This is a genomic window from Nocardia alba NBRC 108234, from assembly GCF_001612665.1.
Lineage (GTDB): Bacteria > Actinomycetota > Actinomycetes > Mycobacteriales > Mycobacteriaceae > Nocardia > Nocardia alba.
On the sequence record NZ_BDAX01000006.1, the window covers coordinates 70,998 to 86,328 of the forward strand.

Annotated in this window: 16 protein-coding genes; 2 read left to right on the top strand and 14 right to left on the bottom strand. The window is 68.8% G+C overall.

Annotated features, from left to right (window positions below; all coding sequences use genetic code 11):
• Nucleotides 1-13 precede the first annotated feature (13 nt).
• Entirely contained in the window at nucleotides 14-1,855 is a 1,842-nt protein-coding gene (gene eccA / locus NA12_RS08730) for a type VII secretion AAA-ATPase EccA (protein ID WP_067448195.1), read from the top strand.
• Nucleotides 1,856-1,901: 46 nt separating this feature from the next.
• On the opposite strand, the gene eccB is transcribed toward eccA, so the two are convergent.
• Nucleotides 1,902-3,410 (bottom strand): type VII secretion protein EccB, encoded by a 1,509-nt coding sequence (gene eccB, locus NA12_RS08735; RefSeq protein WP_067448197.1) that lies wholly within the window; start codon nucleotides 3,408-3,410, stop codon nucleotides 1,902-1,904.
• 118 nt (nucleotides 3,411-3,528) lie between these two features.
• Here eccB and eccE point away from each other — a divergent pair, with 118 nt between their 5' ends.
• Nucleotides 3,529-5,268, top strand: coding sequence for a type VII secretion protein EccE (gene eccE / locus NA12_RS08740; protein WP_067448423.1), 1,740 nt, complete (start codon nucleotides 3,529-3,531; stop codon nucleotides 5,266-5,268).
• A gap of 334 nt (nucleotides 5,269-5,602) precedes the next feature.
• Here eccE and NA12_RS08745 read toward each other — a convergent pair whose 3' ends face one another.
• From NA12_RS08745 to NA12_RS08805, 13 genes are all read right to left on the bottom strand, one after another.
• On the bottom strand, nucleotides 5,603-5,896 hold the full coding sequence (locus tag NA12_RS08745; protein ID WP_067448199.1) for a WXG100 family type VII secretion target: 294 nt from the start codon (nucleotides 5,894-5,896) through the stop codon (nucleotides 5,603-5,605).
• 25 nt (nucleotides 5,897-5,921) lie between these two features.
• Nucleotides 5,922-6,251: a WXG100 family type VII secretion target gene (locus NA12_RS08750; protein ID WP_062984147.1), complete on the bottom strand. Its 330-nt coding sequence runs from the start codon at nucleotides 6,249-6,251 to the stop codon at nucleotides 5,922-5,924.
• 42 nt (nucleotides 6,252-6,293) lie between these two features.
• On the bottom strand, nucleotides 6,294-7,082 hold the full coding sequence (locus NA12_RS08755) for an ESX secretion-associated protein EspG (protein ID WP_067448201.1): 789 nt from the start codon (nucleotides 7,080-7,082) through the stop codon (nucleotides 6,294-6,296).
• Complete coding sequence (locus tag NA12_RS08760) at nucleotides 7,079-8,056, bottom strand: PPE domain-containing protein (RefSeq protein WP_067448203.1); 978 nt, start codon at nucleotides 8,054-8,056, stop codon at nucleotides 7,079-7,081. Before NA12_RS08760 ends, NA12_RS08755 begins: the two co-directional genes overlap by 4 nt.
• Complete coding sequence (locus tag NA12_RS08765) at nucleotides 8,056-8,358, bottom strand: PE family protein (protein WP_067448205.1); 303 nt, start codon at nucleotides 8,356-8,358, stop codon at nucleotides 8,056-8,058. Before NA12_RS08765 ends, NA12_RS08760 begins: the two co-directional genes overlap by 1 nt.
• Nucleotides 8,359-8,386: 28 nt before the next feature.
• Nucleotides 8,387-9,751, bottom strand: coding sequence for a hypothetical protein (locus tag NA12_RS08770; RefSeq protein WP_243655048.1), 1,365 nt, complete (start codon nucleotides 9,749-9,751; stop codon nucleotides 8,387-8,389).
• Between the two features lie 2 nt (nucleotides 9,752-9,753).
• A complete protein-coding gene (locus tag NA12_RS08775) occupies nucleotides 9,754-10,065 on the bottom strand; it encodes a type VII secretion target (RefSeq protein WP_067448207.1) in 312 nt (103 codons plus the stop codon).
• Between the two features lie 100 nt (nucleotides 10,066-10,165).
• Complete coding sequence (locus NA12_RS08780) at nucleotides 10,166-10,450, bottom strand: YbaB/EbfC family nucleoid-associated protein (RefSeq protein ID WP_243655047.1); 285 nt, start codon at nucleotides 10,448-10,450, stop codon at nucleotides 10,166-10,168.
• Between the two features lie 32 nt (nucleotides 10,451-10,482).
• Nucleotides 10,483-10,815: a hypothetical protein gene (locus NA12_RS08785; protein WP_084472542.1), complete on the bottom strand. Its 333-nt coding sequence runs from the start codon at nucleotides 10,813-10,815 to the stop codon at nucleotides 10,483-10,485.
• A gap of 29 nt (nucleotides 10,816-10,844) precedes the next feature.
• The gene (locus NA12_RS08790; protein ID WP_067448213.1) at nucleotides 10,845-11,627 is read right to left on the bottom strand and encodes an ESX secretion-associated protein EspG; all 783 of its coding nucleotides are present in this window, start codon (nucleotides 11,625-11,627) and stop codon (nucleotides 10,845-10,847) included.
• The gene (locus NA12_RS34320; RefSeq protein WP_067448215.1) at nucleotides 11,624-13,375 is read right to left on the bottom strand and encodes a hypothetical protein; all 1,752 of its coding nucleotides are present in this window, start codon (nucleotides 13,373-13,375) and stop codon (nucleotides 11,624-11,626) included. Before NA12_RS34320 ends, NA12_RS08790 begins: the two co-directional genes overlap by 4 nt.
• 175 nt (nucleotides 13,376-13,550) lie before the next feature.
• Nucleotides 13,551-14,027 carry a YbaB/EbfC family nucleoid-associated protein gene (locus NA12_RS08800; protein WP_067448217.1) on the bottom strand — a complete coding sequence of 159 codons (477 nt, stop codon included), beginning with the start codon at nucleotides 14,025-14,027 and terminating at the stop codon, nucleotides 13,551-13,553.
• A gap of 93 nt (nucleotides 14,028-14,120) precedes the next feature.
• Entirely contained in the window at nucleotides 14,121-15,320 is a 1,200-nt protein-coding gene (locus tag NA12_RS08805) for a hypothetical protein (protein WP_067448219.1), read from the bottom strand.
• Nucleotides 15,321-15,331 lie beyond the last annotated feature (11 nt).

The window sequence follows — 15,331 nt, forward strand, 5'->3', positions numbered from 1 at the left end:
GGTCCGACACCACATGCCAGACATTCGCCAGGCTCAGCGCGCCTTCGACGCGGGCGTCCTCTCGCTCGGTCTGTCCATCGACGGTCAGGAGTCCGCGCGCGACGAGGACTACGCGAAGCTGGCTTTCCAGCGCGCGACGGAATGGGATTCGTCGATGTGCGACGCGTGGCTGGGTCGCGCGGCGGCCGGCGAGGTGACCAAGGAGGTGCTGTTCAATCTGCATCGCACCAGCCTCGAGTCACTCGGTCGCGAGCAGCGCCGGATCGGCCTCGCCCCGCGCGCCATGGCCGGACGCTTCCTGCCCGGACTCTACATCGACTACCCGCTGGCCGGGCTCACCGAGATCTGGCTGGCCTGGGCATCGCAGCTGATCGCCGACACCGACTACGACCAGGCCGAGCAGGTGCTCGATGAACTGGCGAGGTTGCGCGGCAGTCGCGCCGAGGACCCCGACAAGCAGATCGATGATCGGATCAGCGCCTACATCCGCGCCATCCTGCACTACAACACGCAGCGCTGGTCGGATGTGATGACCGTGCTGGCGGGCTCGGAAAGCTGGAAAGACCCCTACCTGGCCACCGGCGCGAACGTGATGGTCGGTACCGCGTGCGCGCAGCTGGGATTGTTCGGCGAGGCGATCCGGCGCATGGAACAGGCCGAGGCGGGCCCGATTCCGTCAGCCAAGTTCACCGCCATGTACAACCGTGGCCTGTGCCTGCGGGAATCGGGTAACGAGACCGAGGCCCAGAAGCTGTTCGAGCAGGTCTACTCACAGCTGCCCGACTTCGCCGCCAACACCACCGCGATGCGCGACCGCACCTTCCGGATCGTGGTCACCAGCCGCGAGGTGATCGACGCGCGCACCGACAAGTGGGATGCCAACTCGGCGCCGACGCTGGCCTCGATGAACGAGGCCGCCGCCGAGGACCGTGCCAAGACCGTGCTCGCCGAGGCGCGCGCCCAGCTCGACAAGCAGGTGGGACTGGCCTCGGTGAAGAACCAGGTGGCCAAGTTGCAGTCCTCGGCACAGCTGGCCAAGATCCGCGCGGGCAAGGGCCTGTCGAGCCAATCCCGTGGCCAGCACCTGGCTTTCACCGGTCCGCCCGGTACCGGCAAGACCACCATCGCGCGGGTGGTCGCCAAGATCTACTGCGGTGTCGGACTGTTGAAGACCGACAAGGTGGTCGAGGCCAAGCGGGTCGACTTCGTGAGCCAGAACCTCGGCGGCACGGCGATCAAGTCGGAGAAGCTGATCGACAGCGCGATGGACGGCGTGCTGTTCATCGACGAGGCCTACACGCTGATCCAGACCGGACTCTCGGGCGGCGACGCCTTCGGTCGCGAGGCGGTGGACACGCTGCTGGCGCGCATGGAGAACGACCGTGACCGGCTCGTGGTGATCATCGCCGGGTACGACGGCGAGATCGACCGGCTGCTCGCCGCCAACGACGGTTTGGCCTCCCGGTTCGCCAAACGTCTGCAATTCCCGTCCTACACCGCTGCCGAGCTCGGGCAGATCGGCGAAATCGTGGCCAACAGCCGGGATTCGCAACTGTCACCGGAGTCGCTGGCCACCCTGATCGAGACCTGCGATCACCTCTACAACCTGGAGAGCACCGATCAGAGCGGGCAACCGCGCCGCGGTGTCGACCTCGCCGGCAACGGTCGCTTCATCCGCAATGTGATCGAGTCGGCCGAGGAGGAACGGGAGTTCCGGCTGGCCAATACCGAGGGACTCGACCTGGCCGAGGTCGACGACGACGTGCTGATGCGCATCGAGGAGCCCGACATGCGGACCGCACTCGCCGGGATCGTCGCCACCCTCGGTATCGGGCAGATCCCGAACCTGAGCTGAACGCCGGAGCGTGGTGCGAATGCGCGCCCTGCCCTGATCTTTTCGGCTACTTACTGGCCGAAGGTAGCGAATCGTAGCTGGTCAGTGCGTCTTTCGCGGACAGCGTCGGGCCGGGGACGAGCTGGCCGACGACCGACCACGGCGCGAGCCTGGGTTTGTCACCGAGGCCGAGTACCGCGGCGGTGGCGGCGTCAGGGATACCGTAGCGAATCCCGTTGTCCGCCACGTAGAACAGCGATTCACGTCGCAGACTCCCCGACTCCGCGCCGGTGACCTGGACGAATTCGCCGGTGCTCGGCGCCAGGTACACGGCGTCCATCCGGTTGCCCGAACCGTCGGCGGTCGCGAGCGTCACCGGCTTGGCCGCGGCGGCCAGCGGCAGTTTCGTTCCGGCGAGCAACGTCACCGCGGCGCGTTCGGTCGGTCCGTCCACCGACTTGCCCTGTGCGGTGGCCTCACCGGGATCCTTGGCCCAGTTCACACACGCCACGGGGGCATCCTCGGCGGACAGGATCCGCGGCTTGTGCTCGGGAAACGCGTCGATCGGCAAGGTGTGCAGCATCGCCATCTTGTCGAGCGCGTCCGGCGCCAGCGCGGCGATCTCGCGCATGCCCCGCGAGTCAGCGTTGCGCAGCAGGTCGGCGGTGAACTTCGAGACCCGCTGCACGCCGTCGGCGAGCACCACGTACATCGTCTCCTTGCCCGCGGCCTCGACGCCGGTCACCGAGATGATGCCGCCGATCGGCACATTCGACAGCTTGCCGGGCCCTGGTTCGCCCGCGCGCTCGATCGCCGGCACGGTGAGCGGCGGGGCCTGGGTGGTCGCGCCGAGCACCGCGCTGCCGATCGGACGGACCTGCTGTCCGGTCAGGCCGAGGGTGCGGGCGAGCACCGAGTTGTTCGGGTCGACCTCGGCCCTGGTCCCCTGGTAGACGAGAAAGATCTTGTCGCTGTGGCGCATCAGCATGGCGTCGTCGGCGCCGACGGGGCCGATCCGGTCACCGGTCTCCAGCTTGCCGACGATGGCGGTGGTGAGGCCGCCGCCCGCACCGGAGGCGCTCCCCGCGGCCGAGAGCGGGGTGGTCTCGCACAGCGTCCAATTCGAGCTGGACCCCTGCTTGGAACCCGGCATGGCCGCCGGGGCACCGGGTATGCCGAGCAGTGGACCGCGCGGCATCGAGCCGAGCTTGTCGTCCTTGACCGATTTCGGCGCCTGCGCGTTGCCCGCGATGAGCCGGGCCGAGGCCAGATTGAGCACCGGGTGGAGGGTTTTCTCGCCCTCTTTCGCCTCGACGACCACATACATGGCGCCGCTCTGCTTCCCGGTGACGATCAGTGCGTCACCGATCGCGCCCTGCGGTTTCAGGAACCCGAGGATGGCCGCCCCCGCCACGATGATCAGACCGAGAACCGCGCCGACCATCAGCGACCGGCTCTGCGACTTCATCGGGTCGTGCAACATGCGCACATCACGGCGGACCAGCGCATGGTCAAGCCTGCGCAGCAGAAAGCGATAACCATTGACCTGGGCTTTGGTTGTCAGCTGTGCCGGCACAGGGACTCCATTGCTGAGTTGATCACCATCTCGTCGGACACGGTACCGTAAATCCGGAACTTGTCCTTCACCATGATTCGACGTACGCCAAGCGGGGACAACGGCTTTGAACAACAGTATGAATGCCGGGCAAACCGGCAGCGCACACGTCTACGACACCCTGCGCGACCCGGAATTCTGGTTGTTCCGGATGTATCCGCTGCGTGCGTGTGTGCCGACCGCGATACTCGCGGCGATCGTGGCCTGGATCGTACTGGCGACGACCGATTCGGGCTACGGAGCGATCGGCGCCGCCGCGGCCGTGCTGTTGATCGGGCTCGTACCGATCCGTCGACGCCCCCCGGCGATCCGCATCGGCGACTGGTCGGCCCGTCGCCTGCGCGGGCGCGCCGACACCCTCGATCGAGCGCCCGCGTTCGATGTACCGCTGCCGGAGGGCGGCGGCTGCGGCGTGCGCTGGGACGGCGATCTGTTGCTCACCATGCTGCGCATCGACCCGCCACCGGACGCCCTCACCCTGCTGCGCAGCGGCTCGCTCAGTGCCGACCAGTTGCTGCCGCTCACCGAAGTGGCACGCTGCCTCGAACAATTCGATGTGGGGCTGGTGAGCATCGATGTGATCTCCACCGGCGCGCGTACGGCGGGCACCGGCGCGGCCGCACACCTGTACAACCGGATCCTCGGCCCGCTGCCCGCCATCGCGCACCGGACCAGCTGGCTCGTCCTTCGCCTCGACCCCGTGGCCAACGCGACCGCCGTCGACAAGCGCGGCGGCGGCGCGACCGGGGCGCTGCGCACCATGATCATCGCCACCCGCCGGGTCGCGAATCGGCTGGCCACCCAGGGCATCGACGCCGCGGTGCTCACCGCGACCGAGATGAACAGCGCCCTGCGCGAACTGTCCTACGGCTTCGACCCGCTGCGGCTGACCGAGTCGGCGCACGGCTTGGAGTCCGAGTTCGGCAGGCATCTGACGCACTACCAGCTCACCGCGCCGATGATCGGCACCAACGGACTGGCCGAGATCTGGTCGCTGCCCACCCTGTCGACCACCGTCACCCTGCGCCTGCACCCCGGCGCGGGCCGGATCGGACGCGCGGACGACAAAGCCGGGACCGTCGTGCTCAACGCCGTCGTCCGCTTCGATTCGGCCGAGCCCTACAGCAAGGCACCGATCGCCGGGCTGCGCGAGCTTCCCGGCAGTCAGCGCCGAATCCTGCTCGACACCTTGCCCATCGGCGCCGCCGACGACCTCGGCGGTCGCGACGGCTACCGCGGCACCCTCACCGCGCTCACCGACATCGCCGTGCCGACGACCGGCTGCGGCCAGCTGATCGGCGCCGACGAACGCGGCCAGGGTATCGCCGTCCCACTGATCGGCGCGGGCACCCGCCACGTCGACGTGATCGGCAATCTGGACCTGGCTCAGCAGGTGATCCTGCGGGCCACCGCACTCGGCGCCCACGCCATCGTCCATACCGCCCGCCCGCAGGCCTGGCAGTCGATGGTCGCCAATCTGGCTACGCCCCAGCTGCTCTCGATCGCGCCACGCGCCGCGGGCGCGACCCCCCAGGCCCCGCCCGGCCCGCCGCCGGTCCCCGCCGCCCCCTACCCCACCACCACCGTCCTGGTGTTCGACGGCATCGCACCGACCACCCATCTGGGTGGGGCCACCTTCATCGAAATCCGCACCACCGAACGCGATCCCGACGCCCTACCGCCCGACGTGACCCTCATCCAGGACCCCCACGCCCCCAACCGGATCACCGTCAGAACCAGCACCGGCAGCGCGACCGTGTCGATGGTGACAACCCCCGACGAAATGCACTACATCGGCGAATCACTGGCAGCCCGCTGACCCCAGGCGGATAAGCCTCGCCCGCACCCAGCTCGGTCACACCGGCACAGCCCGGGGCCGCCCGTTCGTCACGGTGTCCCCGCCGAGCGGTTGAACTCAGCGACCGGATCCCGGACGCACGTCAGCCAGCCCACAACACCAATCCCATCGCACAGCACCAGAACCCACCCAACGCCACCCCGCCCGGGCCGACCCCGAGGAGGCCCACGCCCGCGCAGCGGGCGTAGCGGCCCGGCCGCCCGAAAAACGGGGCGGGACAAAGTGCCGAAGGCACAAGTCCCGCCCCGTTTTTCGGGTGGCCCCCAGGGGGCCGCGCTCGAGCGCGCCAGCGCTCCTAAAAGTCAGCGAAGCCGTCGCCGACCTTGCCGTCGGCCTCGAGCGCGCGGTTGAGCGCGGCTTCGACCTGAGCGGCGAGCTTGTCGAGCTTGTCGAGGGTGTCGGTCAGCTCGGTGGTGACGTTCTTGTGCGCGGTGTCGAAGGTCGAGATCGCCTGGTCACCCTGGAGGTTGTTCCGGAAATCCGAAGCGGCGCCCTCGAGTTCGTCGATTTCGCCCTTCATCTTCCCGCCGTAGGTCTGCAGGTCGCTGAACAGCTCGTTCATCGCGGCGGGATCATAAAGAATGGTCATAGCTTGAGTCCTGTTCGTGTCGCGGTCAGAGGTTGGTGAGGCTGCCGCCACCGCCGGTGGAACCACCACCGGACAGGCCTTGGCCGTCCATGTTCACCAGGGTGGACTTACCGGTGCTGACCGCTTCGGTGAGCCGGTCGAACTTCTTGTTCAGTGCATCGGACTCGTCGTGCCAGGCCTGGGCGACCTTCACGAACTCGTCGGAGGCGTCACCCTTCCAGCCGCGGAGCACGGCCTGGGCGGCGTCATCGATCTGGCCTACCGACGTGCGGAGGTTGCCGATGCTGCTTTCGAGCTTGGAGACGACGCCGTCTACGCCGCCGGCTTCTACACCTACTGGTCCCTGAGGGGGCATGTGCCGAACCTTTCCTACTTGATGGTTGAAACGAGAGATGGCTTAATCTGGCCGCCACCCCCCACCGGGAAGCCCCTCGAGGAGCGCACCGATCGCCTGCGTGAGGCGGTGATCGGTGCCCGGCGTGATGGTCGACCACACCTGCCCGTCGGGCGCCGTCATCGGCGCCACGACGATCCGGCCGCGCGCGGTGTCGTACACCGCGACCGCGCCAGGGGCTCGGGTGGTCAGCCCGTCGTGGTGGACTACGGCGACGATCTCGGTGTAGCCATGGCAGGTGCCGAAGGCCGCGCCGAGCACGGTCGCCTGATGCGCGTCGATACCGAGCGCGTACATCGCGTCCACGTACTCAGAAGTTGTCTCGGCCGCGTCGAGACGCGCGGCGAGGTCGTCGGCCGCGACGCTCACCGGCGCTACCTCGGCGGGCGCGCTGGTCGGCAGCGCGGCGAGGAGCAGGCGGGTGAGTTCGCGGTCGGATCCGTCGATGGTGTCGGTGGCGATCTCGAAGGTCTCGCCGGTGCGGACCGCGCTGGCGTGACCGGAACCGCGGCGGGCCACACAGATTCGCCGGCCGTCGTCGCCGTAGCCACGGGCGACGAGTTCGGCGTCGGGTTGGGACAGGGTGTGCAGCGCGCCCGCCAGATCGGGTTCGACATCGCCGTAGGTGTCGAAGATGCCGGTGGCGGTGAGTTCGGCGACCGCGGCGTCGCGGGCCGCGCGCCACGCGTCGAAGGTGTCCTGCCGCGGGCCGACGGCGAGCACCAGCGGCAGGGTCTGTACTCCGAGCCGGTCGGCGACGGCGAGCAGCGCGTCGTTGGTGAGGGTGGTCATGGCCGGCCCTCCGCGGTGGCGGTGCCGCCGGTCTGCGTGGCGGCGCGTTCGGCGACGCCGAGCACCGCGGGCGCGGCCTGGATCTCGCCTTCGGCGACCAGCTGGTCGGACTCCTCGTAGGCAAGTCCCGCGCGCGGGAAGCGGGCGGAGTCCTGGCCTCCACCTTGCGCCATCGCCCCGGGGACGAGCGGCGCGGACTGCCCGGCGGGCGTGGTCGTGACCGGCGCGGACTGAGTCGTCACGCTCGTCGCGGTCGCTGATTGGACGAAAGTCGCCGCGCGGTAAGCCGTTTGCACGGGTGCGGGCATCGACGGCAGCATGCCGAGTCCGATCGCGCCGACCCCGGATGTCACCGCGGCATTCGGTGTCGGCGGCGCGTTCTGGCCCGACTTCTCACCGGTCAGCGCGGCCTCCGGGGCGATCGGCGGCGGCGGCGCGTGCAGCCAGGGCGTCGCCAGCGGTTCGGTGGCCGCCTCGTAGCTGCGCATCACCCGGGAGGCGACGGCTTTGGCCATGTCGGCGTCGGCGTCGGTCTGCGCCGCGATCGCCTTGATCGGCGCGCCGAGGGCGGCACCGACCTGTTCCAGCGCCTGCTGCATCGCCGTGATCGCGGCGATGTCGGCCGTGTCGGGCATGGCGATGGCCGCCACCTCGTAGGCGAGGACCTGGGCCTGCATCCTGGCCGCGTTGGCGGTCGCGGCCGCCGCGGTCTCGAGCAACCACTCGCGCAGCGTCGAGATCCGTTCCCACACGAGCTCGCTGCTCCCGGACTTCCAGGAGCCACGCAAGGTCTGCAGCACCTGCTCGTAGTCGAGCACGGCCGCGCCGAAGGCCGCGGCGAGCCGCGTCCAGGCGGCGGCCGCGTCGGCCATCGGCATCGGTCCGGCACCGGTGGTGAGGTCGGTGGCGAGCTTGTCCGGCTCGCGCGCCTCCCACACCACTCCGGTGAACCCGGGCTGCGGTGGTTCGATCATTATCCGTTGAAACCGCTGGTGTTGTCGGTTTCCATCTGGTCGAAGTCGCTCACCTGCGCGCGCAGGGTGGCGGCGAGCTTGTTCATCTCGTGCGCGCCCGCCTCGGCGCCGGTCAGGTAGTCGTCGGCGACGCCGTTGGCCGTGTTCGCGGCGCGCACCGACACCTCCTCGATGCCGGCCGGGGCGACGTGCAGCGCCGGTGCCACCGCGGTCAGTTCGGTGGTGAGCCGGTCGGCGATGCCGTCCAGCGCCGCCGCGGCTTTACTCGCCGCGGCCGAATCGAATTCGAAGGTGTTACTCATCTGCCACTCCTGTCATGGTCGTGCCGCGTCACAGTGAGAGTTCTTTGTCCGGCGGCGCTTCGGCGACCACCGGTTCGGCGGCGCCGACGACCGGGGTCGCCACCCCCGCGATCTGGCCGACGACTTCGTCGCCGTGATTTCCGGTGACCAGCTGCGAGTGCACGGCCTCGTTGCCGCCGCCCTCCACCGCGCGCGCCATCGGCATGCCCGCGCCGGCACCACCCATCGGCATCATTCCCGGCGACGAGCCGCCCGCCGATGCCGTGGTCACGCTCGCGCCGCCGGCCGTGGTAGCGCCCACGCCGCCGACCCCACCGGTGGCGCCGACGGTGGACAGACCGCTCGCGCGACCGCCCTGCCACGGACTCAGCGGCGACGCCGCCGAGCCGACGCCGCCGATCGCACCGACACCACCGATCGCGCCGCCTCCGCCGCCACCGCTCGCCGCTGCCAGTTCCTCGGCGGATTCCTCCCCGGTCACGGAGATATCGGCGCCGGTGGTCGTCGAGTCGCCGGTGGCACTGGTCGACAGTGAACTCACCTGTTCGGCGAGCGAACCGAGTGAGGAGACCGCGGTGCTCGCGGTGCTGATCAACGGCGAGATCAGGCTCATCAGCTGACTCAGCGAGTCGCTGCCCGCGTCTACGCCGGACGGCGCGTCGGTGACCTGGACCTTCTCCCCCGCCTGCGTCATCTCGCCGCTGCGCGCCAGCATCTCGGCCTTGGTCTCGGCGGTGATCGCCAGGCCCTCGGCCATCGCCTCCGTGGTCGCCGCGATCAGTACGGCCTGACCACCCGGCGTGAGCATGTAGAGCGGTGCGAGCGCCAGGGTGGCCGAGTAGCGGGCGATCACCGCGGTCAGCTTGGCGCCACCGACGGCGACGTTGCCCGCCGCCTGGGCGAGCACGGCCTTCTCCTGGGTGCTCTGCGTGGCGAGTTTGGCGCCGTCGGCCTGTGCCGTGGTCGCCTTGGTGGTCGCCTCCGTCGCCGCGGCGCTCTGCCACAGCTGCATCACCGTCTGCAGCGCGGTGGAGCCGAGCGACATCACCGTCTCAAGCACCGAGGTGATATTCGTCAGTGCCTCAGCGGGATTGCTCGACGTGCCGGTGCCAGAGGTCGTGCCGGTGCCACCGAGCGCCCCGGTACCGAACGCGGAAGCCAGTTCGGTGAGCGGCTGCATCAACGCCGTCAGATCGAGGGTGGGCAGCGCGGGCATTTCCGGCAGCTGGATGAACTCGGGCAGCTGCGGCAACTGGGGCAACCCCATCGAGCCGAGCACCTGACTCACCGGCTGATCCAGCATCGGCGCGAACGAACTACCGCGCAGCACCTCGAGCACCGTCGGATCGACCGACGCCGCCACGCCGGCCGGATCTCCCCCTGGATACGTCATCGCTACTGATCGACCGCCGAGATACCGAGCGTGGACGCGCCGTCGGCGCCCTCATAGGTGGCGGCGGCCTGGGTGGCGGTCAACGCCGTACCCGCGTGCACCGCGGCCAGCTGGGCCACCGAGCTGAGGTGGTTGGCCTGCGCGTAGGCGAACGACATCAGGAATTCCTGGCCGATCAGGCCGAAGACGGGCACCGCGGCTGTCATCGTGGCGGCCTGGTCGACCGCGCCCGCCTGGGCGACCCCCGCCGCCATCGTGGCCGAAGCGCCCGCGTACGCACGAACTGCATCCGGAACTACCGCAACATGGTTCATGGCTATCGTCCAATCTCGAAACAGCCCATGGTGTTTCGTTACTTTATCTACCCGTCCGAACCCGACACCACACAAATAGGCGGTGAAGATCAGCTGAATCTCACGTACCCGCCCGGTTGTAAGCCATGACCAGTTCGGCCCGCTCGCCGAGGGCACGGTGCGCGGCGGCCCGCGCGGTCTCTACCAGCTCGCGTTCGAAATCGGCCGGCGCCAACTTGGCGATCGCCGCGCTGAACTCGAGCCCGACCAGCGCGCCCGTTCCGTCGACCGTCACTGTCACCGCACCGTCGGGCGAGATCTCTTGCACCCGAATGTCATTGGTCGACTCGGCCAGGTCCTGCAACCGATAGAGCTGACCCTGCACCTTCGCGATCAGCTCGTCCATGGTTTCGACCATCGCCCTGCCCTCTCCGCTCGCTAGACCGACCGCAGCCAGCTGTCCGGCTCGGTGTCGTATTCCTGCTCCTCGACGATCTCCGCCGCCGCGACCTCGGCCTCGGTCGGCAGTCCTGTCGCCGCCAGCAGCGCCGGGTCGAACCCGGCCTCCGCCAACTGATTACGCCGCGCCAGACCCGCCCGCTTGGCCGACTTCCGGCACAACCGCAGGATCTCGGCGGCCAGCTCGGCGGGGTCGCGGCGGACCTGTTCGCGATCCACCGTGATCCCCACCGGCAGTCCCTGCTCGGTGGTACGCACCACGATGGCGCCGGTCACCGACGACGCGCTGAACTCGGTCGGAAACTCGTCCACGACTCCCCCTTTCGGCTGCCCCGACATCCCTACGCCCGATCATCCCTGATGGCTCTGACAACTTCCGCGATCTGCGCGTTGATCAGCGACACCACCCGCCGCCGATCGGCACCGACAGCCACCCGCGGCGTACCGGGCACCAGCACATAGCGACCGTCATCGGTCAGGTCGCGCCAGCCGAGCCGCAGGCGCACGATGCCGCGCGGACCGAATCGCGACCAGCCCTGCTCGATGTCGATGAAGCCGTCCCGATCGAGCGGCGCCTGCTGAAAGGTCACCGTGCGCACCGCGGCATCGTCGTCGTAGTGCTGAACCAGCGAGCGGCCGTAGGAGTGATCGAACTGGTCGTCGGCCGGTTCGTCGAGGCGGATCTCCTGGCCGCGGCCCGCTTCGGCCGGGGGCAGATGGCCCGCGACCACGTCGCCCAGCGACAGCGCGTCGTGGCGGGTGATGACGAATCCCTCGGAGTGGTACAGGGTTCGACCCGGACGCTGGCGCACCAGGTACCCCACATCGCCCTTGCGCGCCGCGAGCATGCGCACCGAGAACGCGGGATCGGTGAGTCGCTCACCGCCGCCGTACCCACGCACGATCAGCCGGATATCGGGATGGGTGAGCACCTCGATGATGTCGTCGAGCTCGTGCCCCCACCGTTGCCTGATGGTCGTCCAGTTCTGCTTCAGCGCGAACTTCGCGGCATCGGCGGTATTCGCCTCACTGCTGTGGATGAACGGGTCCGGCATGTACTCCTCGTCGATGCCCGCCCACAGCGCATCGAACTCGTCGCCGGTGAATTCCCAGGTGGGCGTCACTGTTCCACCACCGGCCTCGCGACGATCGGCGCGTCGCCGAGCGCTTCGTCCAGGTGGGTCGTCGAATCGAGGTAGTCGGCCCGCTTGTGTTCCTTCTGCTGACCCTGACCACCGCCGGCGCCACCCATCGGCGACATCGGCATACCGCCCATCGGCGAACCGGCCGCCGACGCCGCGACGCCCGTGCGGAAGCCCTCCACACCCGTGGCCGATGCCCGAGGGAACAGCTTCGAGGCGCTGTCCAGACTGGGTGACAGCGCGGCGGCACCCGCGCCCGCACCGGCGCCACCGCCGCCCGCACCCGAGCCACCGCCGCCACCGCCGCCCTTGCTCGCCGCGCTGAGTGCCTTCTTGGCCTGCTCCTGCAGCGAACCGAGCGCGGTGGAGCTCGGAAGGCCCGCCAGGGCACTCTGTTCCGCGGCCGCGCTCGCCTGATCCACGGCCGACTGCGCGGCCGAGCTGGCCTGTTCGAGACCGGATTGCAGGGCCGAGGTCAACTGGTCGGTCGCCGACGAACCCGTCGACCCGGTCGAGCCGGTGGACCCCGTCGAACCGGTCGAACCGGTGCCCGTGGTGCCGGTGCTGCCCTTGCCCGACTGGCTACCGGACTGCAGTTGCGCCAGCTCCGCCAAGGCGCTCTTGAACGCGGCGGAGGTGCCTGCCGAACCCGATCCGCTGCCCGAACCCGATCCGCTGCCGCTTCCGGAGCCGTTCCCGTTGCCGTTGCCATTGCCGTTGCCGGTTCCGTTCCCGGAGGTCGGCGCGGTCGGCTCGGGCAGAGTGGGAAGGTGACTCGTGGTGCTGTTGAGCCCGGGGACGTAGGTATTCCACATCACCTGACGACCGTTCTTGGCGCAAGCCTCCTTGTCGGCCTGTGCCTGTGTGCCGTTGGGATCGGCGTAGCACCGGGGCAACATGAGCGCGGTCGCCAGGCCTTTGGAGGTGGCATTGATCCAGCCGACGGTGTAATCGAGTGCGGCGCCGACCTGTTTCGTCTGATCGACCAGCAGCCCGTTGGCCTCGTGATAGGCCGACATCGCCGACATGGCGCGCGTGGCGCCGCCCGGACTGGTCCAACTCTTCTTGCTCGCTTCGACTTTGGCGTTCAGGTCGTCGAAACCTGTTTTGAGCCAGCCCGCCAGATCACCCCAATACAACGCGTGGTGGATCAGGTTCCCGGGAACCGTCGACAGCGAATTCATGATCGTCTGGAGTTGGCTGTAGTTGTAGCCGCCGGGGCTCTCCGCCTTCATTCCCGCCGGATCGAAGGTTTTGCCGTCGGCCAGGATCTTCGGCAGGTTCACCGCGGTCGCCACCGCCGGATATTGGACGACCGTGGGCGGCAGGGCCGTCTTCGGCATGCCGGCGCTGCGGCCCTGCTCGATCTTGGTGCGCAGCGCGTCCAGATCCACCTTGCTGCCGTCCTCGGCGCCCTTGTAATGCCGGGCCGCGTCGAGGAAGGTGTCGGCGACATTGTCGAGTACCGTCTCGTGCTTGCCGAGTACGGTCTTCAGCTGACCGGCCTTGTCCTCGAACTGCTTCGACAGTTGCCTGCCCGACTCCAGCGAGGAGAACTCGGGCAGGTTCGAGACCAGGTCAACTTGGTTTTTCACCGAGTTGACCCAGTAGCGCGCGTTGTTGGCGGCTTCGACCAGGTTCGGCAACGCCGACGGCTCGAGCATCAGCGATCCGTCCGAGGCCGCCGAACGCAGCCCCGCCCACTGATCCTGCGCCGATGGTCCCGTCATGAAGTCGACCCTCCCTGTCCGTACCGGTGTCGCCCCGCGCCCCGCCTGGCACCGCTACCACGACACCGCCGATTCGCACGGCTTGCTAACGATTCTACGGTCTGTCACGTGAATTACGCATGTACGGCAGCGATCTCAGCGGTGGCGATGGTCCGACCATCTCCGGCCATCGCGATCACCAGCCCGCGTCGGTAGCCGGCCGCGACGGATCACGCGATCCGTCCTCGTCGCCGGTCGAGAGCCGTTCCCGCTCAGGCGAGTTGGGTGGCTCCAGCGAGGCTTCCACCGGCTGCGGAATGGCGAAACCGTCCATGTCGTCGACCAACTCGGTGATCTTCGGCAGGCGGGCGCGTTCACGCTGGATCGGCGCCATCAGCGCCTGTGTCTTGCGGGCCACCTCGACCGAGGCCTGCTGCGCGGCCTCGGTCACGGCCTTGGCGATCTCGGTGTAGGTGAGGTCGTCGATATCGGGGGTGAACTTCGTCTCGATGACCTTGTAATCGGCGTTGACCGTCACCGTCACCCGTTTGCGCACGGTAGCGCTGGCGATGATCTCGGCGCGGTCCCGCTGGACCTGCGCGATCGCGCGCATCTGGATCTGGACTGTCTCGAGGATGTCCGCCATCTGGGCTTTGGCGTGCTCATTGGCCATTCCCGATTCCCTCCCACTCGCGAGCGTCGAGCCCGTCGCCTCAGCCGAGCACACCACACCTGCCACACCCACGCAACACCACAATTCCGGGGGTCAGGTCGCGAGACCGACCGTGTGGGTACCGGTCACACCGGCGAGATTCAGCTGGAACCAGGCGGAATCGACGTTGTAGACATCGTCGGGAAAGACGCGGGTGAACGCCTGCCTGGCCACGGCCGCGCGCTCGGCGGCCTCGACCAGACCGGGGATCGCTTCCCGCTGCGCCTGACCGGCTTTCGCGCCGAGCAAGCCGGTCAGCACGTCGACGACGGTCCTGGCGTCCCACATTCCCGGGACGGCGGGAGTCAACGCGTCGGCACCGGCCGACGCGCCCCGGTACCAGCGCCCACCCTCCCACCAGTAGCAGAAGGTCAGCAGACCGTTCTCGGCGCGGCGGTTGATCACCGGCTCGGCGACCCAGTCCGGGGCGCCGAGGTAGAAGTCCGGCATCGGGAGGCCTTTGTTGTAGACGGCGTCGAGTTCCGGTGCGTCCCATACCCCGCCGGAGAGCACCGCCCGATCGCCGGGGAGCAGGCACAGGGTGGAGCCACTGTGCTTGGAACCCTCGAAGACATGGAAGGCCGGTGTCACGCGTGGTCCCCACTTGGACCCGATCGCGACGAACGCGGCGGCGATCAGCGCCCACCGACGAGCCAGCAGATCGAGCGGCGGGAATTCCACGTTCGGCGCCGATCCGATCGCGATGCGACCCGCCGCGGTATCGGCGCGCGCCTGCTCGGCGGCGGCCAGTGGACCGCGGATCTGCCGGTTGCCGTGACCGACGTAGGCGGCCAGCCAGATCGGCAGCCGATCACGCGGATAGATCTCGATGTCGGTGCGGTACACCGTCGGTGGGAACAGTTGGTCGTCCGGGAACGGGTCGTCGCCGTAGTCGAATTCGACGGTCATCCGGCCTGCGTTGCTCAGCGTGAGCAGGTAGCGCCACCACGGTCCGTCGCCCATCGACGCGGAAACATGCCGGTGCTCGCGCAACAGATCCAGCAGTTCCGGGCTCGGGAACACCCGGGCGAACCGGTCCTGCTCATCGTGGAACACGACCATCGATACCTCGGCCGCCGCCGTCATCGCGAAGGACGCCTCGACCTCGGTCCAGCCCGGCGGACCCAGCGCCGCCAGCGTTTTCGCGATGCGATGGCTCAACGCGGCGGAGCGCTGCGTGATCTCGTCGTCGGCGGCCACCACCGTGGTGAGGGTGAATCCGAGATCGGGATCCCCGGCCAGCTCGTCAGCCACTGCGCACTCCT

Coding starts and splice junctions, on each gene's coding strand:
- eccA (WP_067448195.1), top strand. CDS start 14: ATGCCAGACATTCGCCAGGCTCAGCGCGCCTTCGACGCGGGCGTCCTC.
- eccE (WP_067448423.1), top strand. CDS start 3,529: ATGAATGCCGGGCAAACCGGCAGCGCACACGTCTACGACACCCTGCGC.
- NA12_RS08745 (WP_067448199.1), bottom strand. CDS start 5,896: ATGACCATTCTTTATGATCCCGCCGCGATGAACGAGCTGTTCAGCGAC.
- NA12_RS08750 (WP_062984147.1), bottom strand. CDS start 6,251: ATGCCCCCTCAGGGACCAGTAGGTGTAGAAGCCGGCGGCGTAGACGGC.
- NA12_RS08755 (WP_067448201.1), bottom strand. CDS start 7,082: ATGACCACCCTCACCAACGACGCGCTGCTCGCCGTCGCCGACCGGCTC.
- NA12_RS08760 (WP_067448203.1), bottom strand. CDS start 8,056: ATGATCGAACCACCGCAGCCCGGGTTCACCGGAGTGGTGTGGGAGGCG.
- NA12_RS08765 (WP_067448205.1), bottom strand. CDS start 8,358: ATGAGTAACACCTTCGAATTCGATTCGGCCGCGGCGAGTAAAGCCGCG.
- NA12_RS08770 (WP_243655048.1), bottom strand. CDS start 9,751: ATGACGTATCCAGGGGGAGATCCGGCCGGCGTGGCGGCGTCGGTCGAT.
- NA12_RS08775 (WP_067448207.1), bottom strand. CDS start 10,065: ATGAACCATGTTGCGGTAGTTCCGGATGCAGTTCGTGCGTACGCGGGC.
- NA12_RS08780 (WP_243655047.1), bottom strand. CDS start 10,450: ATGGACGAGCTGATCGCGAAGGTGCAGGGTCAGCTCTATCGGTTGCAG.
- NA12_RS34320 (WP_067448215.1), bottom strand. CDS start 13,375: ATGACGGGACCATCGGCGCAGGATCAGTGGGCGGGGCTGCGTTCGGCG.
- NA12_RS08800 (WP_067448217.1), bottom strand. CDS start 14,027: ATGGCCAATGAGCACGCCAAAGCCCAGATGGCGGACATCCTCGAGACA.